Source organism: Limnoglobus roseus (assembly GCF_008254045.1).
Lineage (GTDB): Bacteria > Planctomycetota > Planctomycetia > Gemmatales > Gemmataceae > Limnoglobus > Limnoglobus roseus.
On record NZ_CP042425.1, the window covers coordinates 1,021,448 to 1,035,034 of the forward strand.

9 protein-coding genes are annotated in these 13,587 nt (G+C 66.5%); 3 read left to right on the forward strand and 6 right to left on the reverse strand.

Annotation, left to right across the window (positions count from 1 at the left end; genetic code table 11):
- Positions 1 to 8: 8 nt before the first annotated feature.
- The 4 genes from fmt to PX52LOC_RS04115 all read right to left on the reverse strand — a co-directional run bounded on the left by fmt (position 9) and on the right by PX52LOC_RS04115 (position 4,569).
- Entirely contained in the window at positions 9 to 1,010 is a 1,002-nt protein-coding gene (fmt, locus tag PX52LOC_RS04100) for a methionyl-tRNA formyltransferase (protein ID WP_149108894.1), read from the reverse strand.
- A complete protein-coding gene (gene def / locus PX52LOC_RS04105; RefSeq protein ID WP_149108895.1) occupies positions 1,010 to 1,561 on the reverse strand; it encodes a peptide deformylase in 552 nt (183 codons plus the stop codon). Before def ends, fmt begins: the two co-directional genes overlap by 1 nt.
- A 131-nt stretch (positions 1,562 to 1,692) precedes the next feature.
- Complete coding sequence (locus PX52LOC_RS04110) at positions 1,693 to 3,228, reverse strand: isopeptide-forming domain-containing fimbrial protein (RefSeq protein WP_149108896.1); 1,536 nt, start codon at positions 3,226 to 3,228, stop codon at positions 1,693 to 1,695.
- A gap of 129 nt (positions 3,229 to 3,357) precedes the next feature.
- Positions 3,358 to 4,569 (reverse strand): hypothetical protein, encoded by a 1,212-nt coding sequence (locus PX52LOC_RS04115; protein WP_149108897.1) that lies wholly within the window; start codon positions 4,567 to 4,569, stop codon positions 3,358 to 3,360.
- Positions 4,570 to 4,868: 299 nt separating this feature from the next.
- On the opposite strand from PX52LOC_RS04115, the gene PX52LOC_RS04120 reads away from it, so the two are divergent.
- The 3 genes from PX52LOC_RS04120 to PX52LOC_RS04130 all read left to right on the forward strand — a co-directional run bounded on the left by PX52LOC_RS04120 (position 4,869) and on the right by PX52LOC_RS04130 (position 9,201).
- A complete protein-coding gene (locus PX52LOC_RS04120) occupies positions 4,869 to 5,999 on the forward strand; it encodes a vWA domain-containing protein (RefSeq protein WP_149108898.1) in 1,131 nt (376 codons plus the stop codon).
- Between the two features lie 89 nt (positions 6,000 to 6,088).
- Positions 6,089 to 6,808, forward strand: coding sequence for a response regulator transcription factor (locus PX52LOC_RS04125; protein WP_149108899.1), 720 nt, complete (start codon positions 6,089 to 6,091; stop codon positions 6,806 to 6,808).
- A gap of 2 nt (positions 6,809 to 6,810) precedes the next feature.
- Positions 6,811 to 9,201: a sensor histidine kinase gene (locus PX52LOC_RS04130; RefSeq protein ID WP_149108900.1), complete on the forward strand. Its 2,391-nt coding sequence runs from the start codon at positions 6,811 to 6,813 to the stop codon at positions 9,199 to 9,201.
- A 178-nt stretch (positions 9,202 to 9,379) separates the two neighbouring features.
- Here PX52LOC_RS04130 and PX52LOC_RS04135 read toward each other — a convergent pair whose 3' ends face one another.
- Together PX52LOC_RS04135 and ileS are read right to left on the reverse strand one after the other, a co-directional pair.
- The gene (locus PX52LOC_RS04135) at positions 9,380 to 10,045 is read right to left on the reverse strand and encodes a DUF4956 domain-containing protein (RefSeq protein ID WP_149108901.1); all 666 of its coding nucleotides are present in this window, start codon (positions 10,043 to 10,045) and stop codon (positions 9,380 to 9,382) included.
- 22 nt (positions 10,046 to 10,067) lie between these two features.
- Positions 10,068 to 13,565: an isoleucine--tRNA ligase gene (gene ileS, locus PX52LOC_RS04140; RefSeq protein ID WP_149108902.1), complete on the reverse strand. Its 3,498-nt coding sequence runs from the start codon at positions 13,563 to 13,565 to the stop codon at positions 10,068 to 10,070.
- Positions 13,566 to 13,587: the final 22 nt, after the last annotated feature.

Here is a 13,587-nt window from a genome sequence, read left to right on the forward strand (position 1 = left end):
CCACTATATCACGCCAACTTCTCCGGCCCGAAGCGGTAGCCTTCTTGAATGGGGTAGCCACGGAGGAACTCCTCAGCCGTCATCCGCTTCTTCCCGGCGGGCTGGAGTTCAGACATCCTGAGCGTTGTGCGGAACGGTACAGGTGAACGCGGCCCACATTGAATGACGAGTCCGCCTTCGTTCGCCCACACAGTCCCAGGAGGAGGCCCTGAGTCCATCGGCGGATGACCCATCCCGTGTACAACGGACCGCGTCACCATCACCCGCATCGGTTCCTTGCCCGGCCGGTGGAAGAACGTGTACGCCGTCGGCCACGGCTGCATCGCGCGAACCTGATTGGCCACTTCGTTCGCGGGCTTCGTCCAGTCGATCAGGCCCATCTCCTTCGTCAGTTTCGGGGCCTTCGTCACGAGAGCCGGGTCTTGCTTCGTGCCCGTCACCGGCCCTTGCTTCAGCCGTTGCACCACGTCGAAACACAGCCGCGCCCCCGGCGGGGCCAACCGCGATTCCAACTCGCCGGCGGTTTCGTCGGGGAGGATGGCGAGCGATTCCTGAGCGAGCATGTCACCGGAGTCGAGGCCGGGGGTGATGCGGATGATCGTGACACCGGTCTGCGTCTCACCCTTCAAAATCGAATAAGCGACCGGGGCGGCCCCGCGGTACTTCGGCAGCAGCGAGGCGTGGACGTTGATCATGCCCAGCGGCGGCGTGGCGATGACGGCCGGCTTCAGGATTTGACCGTAGGCCGCGACCACGACCAAGTCGGGGGCGAACGCCTGCAACTCGGCCAACCCCTCCGGCGTGTTGATGCTCGGCGGTTGCACGACGGGGATGTTCGCGGCCGCGGCGATGTTGGCGAGGCCCTTCCCCACTTGCCGCGAGGCTCCGGTGCGGCGGCCGACCTCGCGGTCCGGCTGCGTGACGAGGCCGACGACGTTCTCGCCGGCCGCGATCAGAGCTTCAAACGTCGGCTCCGCGAACGTGCCGGTCCCCATCATGACAATGCGCATTACAGCTTGGGCTCCATGTCCGCGGGCAAGAGGCCGCGCTTCCGGTCGTCGTCGAACTCGGTCATCAGGGTGTGGATGTCGTTGCGACTGCTGAACCGTTGTAGCGGGCCCATCTTGTCGATGAACAGCACGCCGTTCAGGTGGTCGATTTCGTGCTGCCAGATGCGGGCGGCGAGGTCCGAGCAGAGCATCGTCTTCAACGCACCGTCGAGGTCGTAGTACTGCACCTTCACCGTCTTCGCCCGGCGGATGTCCTGGTACAAGCCGGGGAAACTCAGGCAGCCTTCGCGGTCCTTCTCAACGCCCTTCGACTCGATGATGACGGGGTTGATCGCGACTACTTCCGCGTCCTTACGGTCCGGCTCGCCCTCGAAGTTCACCACGATAAGTTGGTAGTCGAGCGTCACCTGCGGTGCGGCCAGGCCGAGGCCCTCGCGCTTGTACATCAACTCCAGCATTTCGCCGGCCGCGATGCGCACGTCCTTGTCGATGCTCGCCACCGGCTTGCACTTGGCCCGCAGGGCGGGGTGGGGGTAGTTCACGATCTTCATCAGCGGTTCCGCGTTCGGGGGTCTGGTTGAATGATTATATCGCGGGCCGTCGAAATGGATGCGGAAGTGTGGGCCATCAACGGACAAAGGCCGCCCGGTCAGGGCGGCCTTCGAAGATTCCGTGGCCGACGTTACCGGACCTTCGCCTTGAACTTCACCACGCCGCCCTGACCGGGTTGCAGCGTGCCGGGGATTTCGAACTTCACGACCGTCGAATTTCCATTCAGTTCTGTCGTCACGTTCGTCGGCCGGTCGGACCGGCCGGACCCCGCGGCGTACTCCAGCCGCGGTGAGAGACTGTCGCTGAGAACCAAGTCGGACACCGGCAGGGACGTGTCGTTCTTGTACGTCAGCGTGAACGTGACCTCGTCGCCGATCTTCACGTTCGCCTTCGGCTCGACCGACTTCGTCACGATCATCTCGTTCGGGAAGTTCACCAGTTCGTCCGGCTCGACCGACGACTTCACGACCTGCGTACCGTTGACGGTGTAGTGGGCCGTCGCCTTCTGCGTGCCGATGACGAGTTCCGCCCCTTGCCGGCCGATTTGAGCCATCGGGCGGATCGGCATTTCCAGGCCGACCGGCTTCAGCCGTTCGGACACGGCTTGCACGAGCAGGTTCGACCGCGAAGAACTCGCGGCCGTCCGCTGCACACCGGCTTCCAAGCGGTACGCGAAGTAGAGGCCGCCGGCGTTCACTTCGACCTTCTGCACGGCGAACCGCGGCACGCACACGCACACCTTGTTCGAGGTCGTGACCTTCCGCTTGTCGCCCTGCGAGTACTCCAGGGCCACGTCGGTCGCGTCGAGGCCGCCGAGGTCGCCGGTGCCGCGGATGCCGAGCGGGTTCTTCGTGTCGCCGCCGTCGGTGAAGCACTCTTCCGTCAGTTGCTTCGGCCCCAGGATCGGGTCGTACAGCGGCACGCCGTACCAGCCGAGCGTCGGCGACGCGGCCGGTCGGCCGAGGGCTTGTTCGCCGGGCAGCAGGACCGTGCCGGGGATCGCGGCGCGGTTCAGATCGGCTTCCGTCGGGACGCGGTTGCCGAGGCGGACGATCAGCACCGGGCGGCCATTCTCGGCGGCGGCGTGGATGGCGTCGTCTTCCGTGTCCGCGAACTGCTCCAGCGGCCGGTCGGCGGTCGTCTTCACCGGCACCGCCTTCTCAGGATCTTCGAGGTAGATGACCTTCGTGATGAGCGAGCCGAGGGCGGCTTTCGCCAGGTCGATCTCGCTGAAGTTGATCGCGGCCGGGTAGTCCATGTAGTTCATGCCGGGCCGCGGGGCGAGGCTGCCGCGGACTTCGATCTCCGGATAAAGCGACTCATTGGGCCGGTTCGTCAGGCCTGTCAGTTCGAAGCGGTAGACGTAGCCGGGGCGGAGGCCGAAGGTGGTGGACGCGGTGAAAATCTTCGCGCCGCCGGTGCCGGGGGCCGCGACGATTCGCACGCCGGTCGGGACGACGATCTTCGTGGCGAGCAGCGGGGCGGGCGGCATCGGCGGGCACGCCTGCGCGATCAGTTGCGGCGGCACCGGCGTGTAAGGCATCAAGTAGTTGGGCTTCGGGGCCGTCATCGGCGGGCAATTGCCGGTGGCACAGCCGGCGTCCTGCTTGCCGGGGTGGACACCGGCCGCGAGCGGGGCGAGCAAGAGCAGGGACGTGAAGTTCATGACGAAGGCCCTCGAAAATCGTCGGCACAGACTTGAACACGCACGCTCGAACGCACAAGGCGGCACCGCCGGGTGGGAAAGGGTGGCCTTCCGTCGCCGTCGGTACCGCCTACAAGGTCAATCGGTTGCTCAGCGAACCTGCGGGATGCTCACCGGCATCGTCGGAGCGGTCGGGGCGGTCGACGGGTTCGACATGGCCTGCGGCATCGCCGGGGGCATCATGCCCGGAGGAGGCGCCATCATTCCCGGCGGGGGCATCATTCCCGCGGGAGGAGCCATCCCGCCAGGCGTCACCGCGTCCATCGCCGGCGAGTTCGGGTTTTCGAGGTTGATGTTACCCAACCGGACCACGGCTAGGATCGCCCCGCGTCGCGTCGCTTCCACGATCGGGTCGGCCCCCGGTTCGAGTTGCGTCGAGACGACTTCCTCCGCACCGCCCAGGGCCGCCGCGTCCTGGAACGCCGGGTCGGGCAGGTAGATGACCTTGATGACCATGTTCCCGGCGTTCACGCGGTCGAAGTCGTCGTTGGTGAACGCGACCGGGACCGAGTTGTGCGACAGGAACGTCACCGTCTTCAGCGTGGCCGGGGCGATTTCCAGCGTCGGGTAGTAGAGCTTCGACGGCTGCGTCGGCACGCCCGCGAGTTTCAGGCGGTAGACGTTGCCTTGCATGAAGTTGTAGCTCGCCGGGGCGACCAGGCCGGTGTCGGCGTAGACGCCGTTGCTCAGCCAGCTCACCCGCACGCGCTCCGGCGAGACGAACTTGATCGACGTCCGCTGGTTGCTAATCGTCGGGCCGTAAGGGCTGCCCGGCCCGATCGCGCCGATGGCGGCGACGGCCCCGGGGACGCCCATCGCGGGCACCGGCATGATGCCGGCGTTACCCTTGAGAATGTCGAACTGCGAACCCATCGGGCCGTAGGCGCTCGGGTCGATGCCCTGGCCTTGGCCCCAGCCCGCGTGCTTCACGCCGCAACTGCCGTCGGCACAGCCGGCCGCCGGCGTCCCGATGATGCGGGCGAAGCCGGAGGCCTGCACGACGCCGGGGTCGGCGGTCGTCGTGTTAGCCGACGCCTGCACCACGCCGCTGTCACCCTTGGTGGGTTTGGTGAGCTTACCCGTCTTCTTGGCCTGGACGTAGTTGGCCATCTTCACGGTGTCGTCCTGGCTGCCCCGCGTGACCATCACGGGCGAGCCGTCCGGCCCTTGCACGTTCGGGACTTCCATGCCCTTGTGGGGGACGTTGAAGCCGGCCGAGGTGGTTTGTTTCTTCTGGCTGTCGGTGGTCATGCACCCGCCGAGGCAGGACAGGAGCATGAGTGTCGCAGTCGTTCGTTTCATACATCCCCCAACGGATTGCACGCCCCCGTAACCGGCCCAAGGCCGTCGCCCGGCGTGATGGACCGGTTCGCGATTCCATCGCTACTGCCATTACCATCGGCCCGCCACGGTCCGAACTTTGCATAAAACCCGAATCGTCGCCACAGGTTTGCCAGACCGCACAACCGGCACAGTCTAGGCACCTTCCGCCCGGTTCGCCCCCGTTACCACCGCGTTACAGCTTGCCAGTTAGAATCAAACCAGTGCGGTGCGCGGGAGTGAACGGCCCGAACGCCGTCTATCTCTTCGGGAGACTTGTCATGCGTCTGTTCCTCGCCGGGTTACTGCTAGCGGCCTTCGCCGTGCCCTCGCGGGCCGACGAGATTGCCAAAACGAAGGACGTGGACCTCGTCGTCTGCCTTGACGTGTCCGGCAGTATGAACGGGCTGATCGACTCGGCGAAGGTCCGTCTCTGGGACGTCGTCAACGAGTTGGCGAAGATGAAGCCAACGCCGAACCTCCGCGTGTCGTTGTACAGCTACGGGCACAGCACCTACCCGGCGTCCAACGGGTACGTCCGCAAGGAAACCGACCTGACGACCGACCTCGACGAGGTGTACGCGAAGTTGAACGCCCTGACGATCAACGGCGGCGAGGAGTACGTCGCCCGCGTGACGAAGACCGCCCTCACGGACCAAAAGTGGTCGGCCGCGAAGGGTTCGCTCAAGCTCATCTTCGTCTGCGGCAACGAACCGGCGAACCAGGACCCGCTGGTGAACCTGGACGACGCGGCGGCGCTGGCGAAGGAACTCGGCGTGGTCGTGAACTCGATCTACTGCGGGCCGGCGAAAAACCCGGAGTCCGACGGGTGGGCCGCGTTCGCGGCGAAGTGCGGCGGCAAGTTCGCCACCATCGACCAGGGCCGGGTGAAGCAAGCCCCCCACGTCGCGACGCCTTACGACAAGGACATCCTGTCGTCCAACGAGAAGCTGAACAAGACCTACGTCGCCTTCGGCGAGGCCGGCAAGAAGGGGGCCGAGAAGCAACTGGCCCAGGACAGCAACGCGACCGCCAACGCCCCCGGTGCGGCCCTCGGCCGTGCGGAAGCGAAGGCCGGGGCCGCGTACAAGAACAGTTCGTGGGACCTCGTGGACAAGATGAAGGACGACCCGAAGTTCGACCTGGCGAAGCTGAAGGACGAGGAACTGCCGGACGAATTGAAGAAGCTGAAGCCCGCCGATCGCGTCGAGTACCTGAAGAAGAAGGGCGAGGAGCGGTGTGCCATTCAGAAGGAAATCGGCGAACTGTCGGCGAAGCGGCAGAAGCACATCGACGCCGAGTTGAAGAAACTGCCGAAGGACGCCGGCGAGAAGGCACTGGACGAAGCCCTGAAGGGCATCATCCGCGAACAGGCGACGGCGAAGGGGTTCGCCGTCGAAGAGAAGAAATAGAATGGCGAGCGGCCCGGCGTAAGCGGGCCGTGTCTCGATCGCTTCAGACACGGCCCGCTTACGCCGGGCCGCTCGCCGGGGTCGTTACCATGCCGAAAGCGCGCATCGTCGTCGTCGAGGACGAACCCGCCATCCGTCGCGGCGTGTCAGACGCCCTGCGGCTGACCGGCTACGACGTGACCGAGGCCGCCGACGGCGCGGCCGGCCTCGTCGAAGCCTCGTCCGGCGGCATCGACCTCGTGCTCCTCGATCTGCTCTTACCGCGGAAGGACGGCCTGGAAGTGCTCGCGGAACTCCGCAAAGTCCACCCCACGCGGCCGGTCATCATCCTGACGGCCCGCGGCGGCGAAGAAGACCGCGTCCGCGGCCTGAAGATGGGGGCCGACGATTACGTCGTGAAGCCGTTCTCGGCGAAGGAACTGCTCGCCCGCGTCGAGGCCGTGTTGCGTCGCACGATGAAGCCGGCGGCCGTGATCGTCTCGGTGAAGATCGGCAAGGGGTGTGTCGATCTTCAACGGCGGGAGGTCCGCTGGAATTCGCAGGACCGCACCGACCTGTCGGAAACGGAGACGGCCGTGCTAAAGTACCTCATCGAGAACCGCGAGCGGGCCGTCTCGCGGGAAGAGTTACTCGGCCGCGTCTGGGGCATCGGCACCGCCGGCCTGGAAACGCGGGCCGTGGACATGCACGTCGCGCGACTGCGGGCGAAACTGAAAGACCCGAACGGCGACGAACACGGCGATGCGATCATCACCGTGCGGGCGACGGGCTACATGGCCGGCCCGGGTTTGTGCGTGAAAGAGGGGTAGCTGTGCTCGGTCGTCGGTTGCTGACGCCGTTCGGCGGGTTGTGCGTCTTCCTGCTCATCGTTCTGCTGGTCGCAGGTGGGCTGGGCTGGGTCACGGCCGCGTCGCTGACGGTTGAAGCCTCCGAGCGGGACGCCATCGCCCGGGCCGACGCCACCGGGAAGGAACGCCTCGCCCTCTGGCAACTCGACAGCCGCATGTTCCCCACACTCGCCATCGAGAACGGCCGGCCGTACGCGCAATACTTCAGCCTGTACATCCCGCACCCCGTCGCCCTCGACGACGCCGGCAACGTCAACCACCCCGGCCGCGTGCCGTCGCCGCTGCTGTCCGCCGACCTGCCCGACTGGATGCTCCTGCACTTCCAACTCGACCCGGAAAGCGGCTGGCGGTCGCCGCAAGTCTTGTCCGAGGGGATCGCGACGAAGCTGCAAAAGCAACTCGGCGACCAGGTCCTCCTGGCCAACGACACGTCTCCGCGGCACCGCTTGCTGAAGGAACTGAGCGACAAGTTCAACGTGCGGCTGACGCACAAGCTCTGGATCGAGCAGGAAATTGCCGATCCCTCGAACGGCATCTTCAGCGTGCCGGTCTACGACGATCCGCCGACCAACAACGTAGTGACCCCGCCCGCCAGCGTAGCCGGGGCGTCCGCGCGGGCCACGCCCGTCGCCGCCACCGACAACCTTGCGAAGCCCCTGCCGCCCGGCCTCGGGGGTTCCCTGCCCCCCTCGGCCGAGAACTTTGCCAGAAACGACCCGGCTCCCGCTCCGAAGGTTGCACCGCTGCAAGCCGCCGGCGTGCAGCCGCCCCCTGGCTTCGACAAGTCGTCTCAGGCCTTCCGCAATCGGGCCGAATCGGATTCGGGCTACGACCTGAACACCCGGATGAAGGCCGTCGAGAAGGCCACCAAGGACGGTCAGGGTGGCCAGTACCCGATGAACCCGGGCCGCGGTCTGACCCCGACATCCCCGACGCCATCAAACAATGCGGACCGCGGCCCCCCCGCGCCGGCGGCTCCCGTGTCCCAACCCGCGATCGTCCCGCCACCGGCCCCGGCTCCCGCCGGCCCGACTGGTGACGGTTTCGGCCGCGGAGGGCGAGTACAGGCCCCGACCGAAGCCAAGAAGGCCGATGATTCGAAGTCGTCGAAAGAACAACTTGAACGCCAGGCCGGTGCGAAAACGGAGGCCGCGAAGCCGCAGGCCGCCGACCAACCCGACGCGGCCCGGCGGTACGGCGGCCGCCAGTCGTACCCCTACGACGCGGTTCCGCAACAAGGCGTGAAGGCGAAGGCCGCCGTCGTCGAGCGAGCCCCGGCCGTGCAAGTCGGCCCGATCCACCCACAGTGGCTCGCGGCCGAGGACGGCAGCACGTATCTCGTCCTGGTACGAGCGGCCCGGCTGGAGACGAAGACCGTCTTCCAGGGCGTCGTCCTCGACTGGGACAAGTTGAAGGGCGAACTGCTCGAAGAAATCCGGCCGACCTTCCCGACGGCGACGCTCCAGCCCGTCTACGACGGCGAGACCGGGACCGAGCGCCGCATGGCCGCGATCCCGGCGAAGCTCGATCCCGGCCCCACGCCGCCGCCGCCGCCGGTTGGGTGGACGCCGTTGCGCTGGGGGCTCTCGCTCGGCTGGGGCACGGCCCTGATCGCGCTCGCGGCCATCTGGTTCGGCGGCCGGGCGCTGATCGACCTGTCCGAGCGGCGCATCCGCTTCGTTTCGGCCGTCACGCACGAACTGCGGACGCCGCTCACGTCGTTACGGCTCTACCTGGACTTGCTCACCAGCGGCATGATCGAGGACGAGGAGAAGCAGAAGGAGTACCTCCGCACACTCCACGGCGAATCGGACCGCCTGAACCGGCTGATCGAGAACGTCCTCGACTTCGCACGCCTCGAAAAACGGACGGTGCAAACGCACATCGTGCCGACGAAGGTGGACAACCTGCTCGATCAGGCCCGCGTGACGTGGGCCGACCGCTGTGCGGCCGACGGCAAGGAATTGGTGGTGATCGGCACGGTGCCCGTGGACCAGACGGTGAACACCGATGCCCGCGTGGCGGGGCAGATCCTCAGTAACCTGATTGACAACGCCCGCAAGTACACGGCCGGGGCGGCCGACCCGCGCATCTGGGTGTGGGCGAAACCGGGCGACGGCCGGCGGATCATTCTGGAAGTGGAAGACCGCGGCCCCGGCGTGCCGCTCGCCGAGCGGGCGACGATCTTCCGGCCGTTCCGCCGCGGGTCGTCCGCCGACACGACCGCCGGCGGGGCCGGCCTGGGGTTGGCCCTCGCGAAACAGTGGGCCGAGATGATCGGCGGCCGCCTGAGTTACCGCGTCGCCGACGGCGGCGGCGGGGCGTGCTTCCGGCTGGAACTGCCGATCGCGTAGGTCAGCCGAGCCGAGGCCGACCACCTGCCGGCCTCGAACGATTCCCGGCCTTCGCAACGGCGAGCGGCCCGGCGTGAGCGGGCCGTGTCTGTCACATGCAGACACGGCCCGCTCACGCCGGGCCGCTCGCCGTTGATCCTGCAACCTCTTCTCGGTAGTCGGCCTCGGTTCGGGCGTCCTACTTCAACTCCCACGCCACCTTTTCGACGCCGGGCATCGCGCGGAGTTGCTCGATAAGCTTCGTCAAATCCGACTGCTGAAACGGCCGGAAGCGGAAGACCAGGTCGATCGTCTCGCTCGAATCCTTCACGGTGTCCGCCCCGGCCAGGATGACCACGGCCGCGACCTTGGTCAACAAGGTCCGCACCTCCGGGATGCCGGTTTCCTTGCCCTTGATGCGGACGGTCAACTTGGCGTCGTTGGCGGCCGGGCCGGTCAGTTGCGTGACGATGATGGCCACGACGGAAATCACGATGAAGCCGACGAGCGAGTTGTAGAAGTACCCGGCTCCGACGGCCGCTCCGACGGCCATCGCGAAGATGACGAAGGCCGAGTCGCGGGTGTCCTCGACGACGGTGCGGAACCGCACGACGGCCAGAATGCCGGCGAGGCCAAAGGCACGGGCGGTGTTACTGCCGATGACCTCCGTCACCAGGGCGGTGAGGACCGTCAGAAGGAGCAGCGTCGTACGCAGCCCGGGGGCCGGGCGGCCTTCCGACCGCGCGAACGTGCGGACCAGGGCGATGCCGAAGCCCAACAGGGCCGCGACCGTCAGCCGGGCGGCCAGGATGTCGGGATGCTCGTCCTCGCCGTGCGGCCACACGGCTTTCCACCACTCGACCATTTCGGCGAACTCCAGACTCGGGTTAAACCTTCTGCAACGCGATGGTCAGTTCCAGGCCATCGACTTTCACCGCCGCCGTGTGGGCCGCCGAGGGAAGCGGCCCCTCGACCCATTCGGTCGCCTGCACCGCCGCCGCGATGGCCTCGCGGTGCGTGCGAATCGCCGCCGCGAGTTCCGGCGAACTCGCCGACAGGCTTAAAACGATTTTGTCCGACAGGTCGAGACCGGCATTCTTCCGCGCGTCCTGCACGAAGCGGATCACGTCACGGCTCAGCCCCTCGGCCCGCAGTTCCGGCGTGAGACGGGCGTCGATGGCCACCTGCGTGCCGCGGTCGACGACGCCGGCCCACCCGTCGGCCGCAACGTACTCGATGGCGATGTCGGCGGAATCGAGCAAGACGCCCGCGAGGTCGACCGGCCCGCCGCGGAGTTTCACCGCCAGCGCGTCGGGGTCCGCGGCCTTCAACGCCTCCTCCACGTCCTTCTTCTTCGCGCCGATCTTGCTGCCGGCCGTCTTCATGTTGATCTTGGCGGTCGAGCGCAGGGGCTTGGCCTCGACGAGCGTGACCGCCTTCACGTTCAGTTCGTCGGTGATCTGCTCTGCGAAGCGGTTCACCGCCCGCCGGGCGGCGTCCGCGTCGGCGTACACCCGCAGTTCCGCGAGCGGTTGCCGGACCTTCTGCTTCGCCGCGTTGCGGGCCGCCCCGCCGAGCGTGACGATGGTGAGCAGGGCATCCGTGTCGTCGGAAAGTTGCGCGTCGACCAGTGATTCATCGACCGTCGGGTAGTCGGTGAGATGGACGCTCTCAAAGCCCCGGGACGGCCGTCCCGGGGCTTTGAGGTTTTGCCACAGCACCTCGGCGAAGAACGGCACGCACGGCGCGATCAGCCGGCACAGCGTCGTCAGCACGGTGTGCATCGTCTGATAGGCCGCGAGTTTATCCCGCAATCCGGCCGCGTCGAGTTCGGCGTTCTTGCTCCAGAACCGGTCGCGGTTCCGCCGCACGTACCAGTTGCTCAACTTCGCGTCCACGAACTCTTCGGCCGCCAGCGCGAACGCCATCACGTCGAACCGCTCGAACGCGGCCCGGGCCGTGCGGATGAGTTCCTGCAAGTCGCTGAGAATCCAACGGTCGATGTCCGGCCGGTCCTTCACCGGCACTTGCGCGGCCGCCGGGTCGAAGCCGTCCGCGATGGCGTAATTGACGAAGAAGCTGTAGCAGTTCCAGAGTTTGAGGTGGAACTTCGCTCGCACCTCGTCGGCCGGCTTCGGGCCGAAGAGGAGGTTGCTCGCCGGGTTCTGCCGGCAGTACAGCCACCGCATCACGTCGGCGCCGATGGCCTTGAACGGCAGCGGGGTCCCCTTTGCGTCCGCAACCGTACCACCGTCGTCCGCGGCGGCCACGAACTCGATCGAGTTCCCGCCCGTCTTGCTCATCGTTTGGCCGTACTGGTCCAGCGCCGTGGCGAAGCCGAGGAGCGTCTTGAACGGCGGTTGGCCGTCGCTCATCATCGTGCTGAGTGCGAGCAGGGCGTAGAACCAGTTGCGGAACTGGCCGGGGAAGCTCTCGGTGATGAAGTCAGCTGGCCGCCAGTCGGCCGGAAGTGTGCTGAACGCCACGATGCCGGCGTCCAGCCACGGGTTGCCCACGTCCGGCACGCGGTGCATCTTGTTGCCCGTGCGCGGGTTCTTCAGCACGATCTTGTCCACCCACGGCCGGTGCGGCGTGTGACCGTCGAACTCGGTCCAGCCCTCAATGGCGCGTTCCTTCAACTCCTCGCGGCTGCCGATGACCTCGAAGTCGGTCGGGTCTTTCTCGTCCACCCAGATCGGCAGCGACAGACCCCAGTAACGCTTCTTCGAGATCATCCAGTCGCCCATGTTCTTCAGCCAGTCCTTCTCCCGGGCACGCCCGTTGAGGCTCTCGGGCAGGAAGGTGACTTCGTTCGTGACCTTCGCGATCTCGGCGCGGAAGCTGTACCCGCCCGGCGGCGACTGCGGGTTCGCCGGGTCGAACGCCGCACCCATGCTGATGAACCACTCGTCCACGAGGCGGTAGAGCAGTTCCGTCTTGCACCGCCAGCAGTGCGGGTAGCGGTGGACGTAGCGTTCCACGCCGAAGAGACGGTCCTTCTTCTTCAACTCTTCGAAGACCGCATCGGCCGTCGTCGGATCGGCGGCGTTCTTTCCTTCAAGAGCGCCGAAGCCCTTGTGGAAGCAGCCGTCGTCGCCGATCGGCGCGACCGGCGGCAGGCCGTTGGCCTTGCCCCACGCGAAGTCGATGCCGCCGCAACCGGGGGCCGTGTGGACGATACCCGTCCCTTCCGATTCGCTCACGTCGTCGCCGCCAGAGACGACGCGGTGTGCGGCCGCCCCCGTCACGGCAGGGCACCAGCCGTTCTGCTGCACGATCTTCGCGACTTCCTCCGGGAAGCCATACTCGGACTGCTGCGCCGGCAGTTCATCGAACGGCCCGGCGTACCGCCAGCCGAGCATTTCCTCGCCCTTGACCTCGCCGACGATCTCGTAGCTCTCGCCCTTGCCGGCCTTCGACTTGAACATCTGCTCGATGCTCGACAGGTTCGGCACACCGTCCAGCCACTCGCGCTTGCCCTTCTTCGCCGTCGATTCGCCCTCCTCGTCGCCGCCCGACGAGGCCATGCGGTCCTGCTTGAAGACGCCCTTCGCCAGGTAGTAGACTTCGCCCTTGAGCTTCACCTTCAAGTACGTCAGTTTCGGGTTGATCGCGGCGCCGACGTTGCTCGTCAGCGTCCACGGCGTCGTCGTCCACACGAGTAGGTTCTCGCCGGGCTTGTCGAGCAGCGGCAGCTTGACGAAACAGGCGCGGTGTTCGACGAGCTTGTAGCCTTCCTTCATCTCTTGCTCGGAGATGCCGACACCGCACCGGCCGCACCACGGCATCACGTCGTAGCCGCGGTAGATCAGCTTCTTCGCGAAGCACTTCTTGAGGAACGCCCAGATCGTGTAGTTGTTCGTCTCGGACATCGTGAAGTACGACTTCCGCTCGTCCGGCGACTTCGCCCAGTCGGCGTCGGTCGTGTCCCAGTTCATCCACATGCCCAAGCGGATGCTCTGATCGGTCTGCACGCGAGCGAACTTGTTGACGCGGTCCTTGCACGCATGCACGAACTTGTCGATGCTCGCCTCGACGTTGCCGGGCACCAACTCTTCGATGTCCCGCTTGCTGCGGAGTTTCAGCTCCTTCTCGACCTCGACCTCAACCCACAAACCCTGGCAGTCGAAGCCCTGTTGGTACCGCAGGTCGTGGCCGGTCATCGCGAAGTAGCGGTTGTAGGCGTCCTTGTACGTGCGGCCCCAGGCGTGGTGGACGCCCATCGGGTTGTTCGCGGTGATCGGCCCGTCGAGGAACGACCACTTCGGCTTGCCGGCGTTGAGTTGCTTCCGCTTCTCGAAAATGTCCTGCTCGGCCCAGAACTTCAAGATGCGCCGTTCCATCGCGGGGAAATCGGGCGACGACTCGACCTTCTCAAACGGCATCGGCAGAACCTCGGCATCGGGG

Excerpts from the sequence above, each read along its gene's own strand:
- fmt (WP_149108894.1), bottom strand. The coding sequence starts at position 1,010 with ATGCGCATTGTCATGATGGGGACCGGCACGTTCGCGGAGCCGACGTTT.
- def (WP_149108895.1), bottom strand. The coding sequence starts at position 1,561 with ATGAAGATCGTGAACTACCCCCACCCCGCCCTGCGGGCCAAGTGCAAG.
- PX52LOC_RS04110 (WP_149108896.1), bottom strand. The coding sequence starts at position 3,228 with ATGAACTTCACGTCCCTGCTCTTGCTCGCCCCGCTCGCGGCCGGTGTC.
- PX52LOC_RS04115 (WP_149108897.1), bottom strand. The coding sequence starts at position 4,569 with ATGAAACGAACGACTGCGACACTCATGCTCCTGTCCTGCCTCGGCGGG.
- PX52LOC_RS04120 (WP_149108898.1), top strand. The coding sequence starts at position 4,869 with ATGCGTCTGTTCCTCGCCGGGTTACTGCTAGCGGCCTTCGCCGTGCCC.
- PX52LOC_RS04125 (WP_149108899.1), top strand. The coding sequence starts at position 6,089 with ATGCCGAAAGCGCGCATCGTCGTCGTCGAGGACGAACCCGCCATCCGT.
- PX52LOC_RS04135 (WP_149108901.1), bottom strand. The coding sequence starts at position 10,045 with ATGGTCGAGTGGTGGAAAGCCGTGTGGCCGCACGGCGAGGACGAGCAT.
- ileS (WP_149108902.1), bottom strand. The coding sequence starts at position 13,565 with ATGCCGTTTGAGAAGGTCGAGTCGTCGCCCGATTTCCCCGCGATGGAA.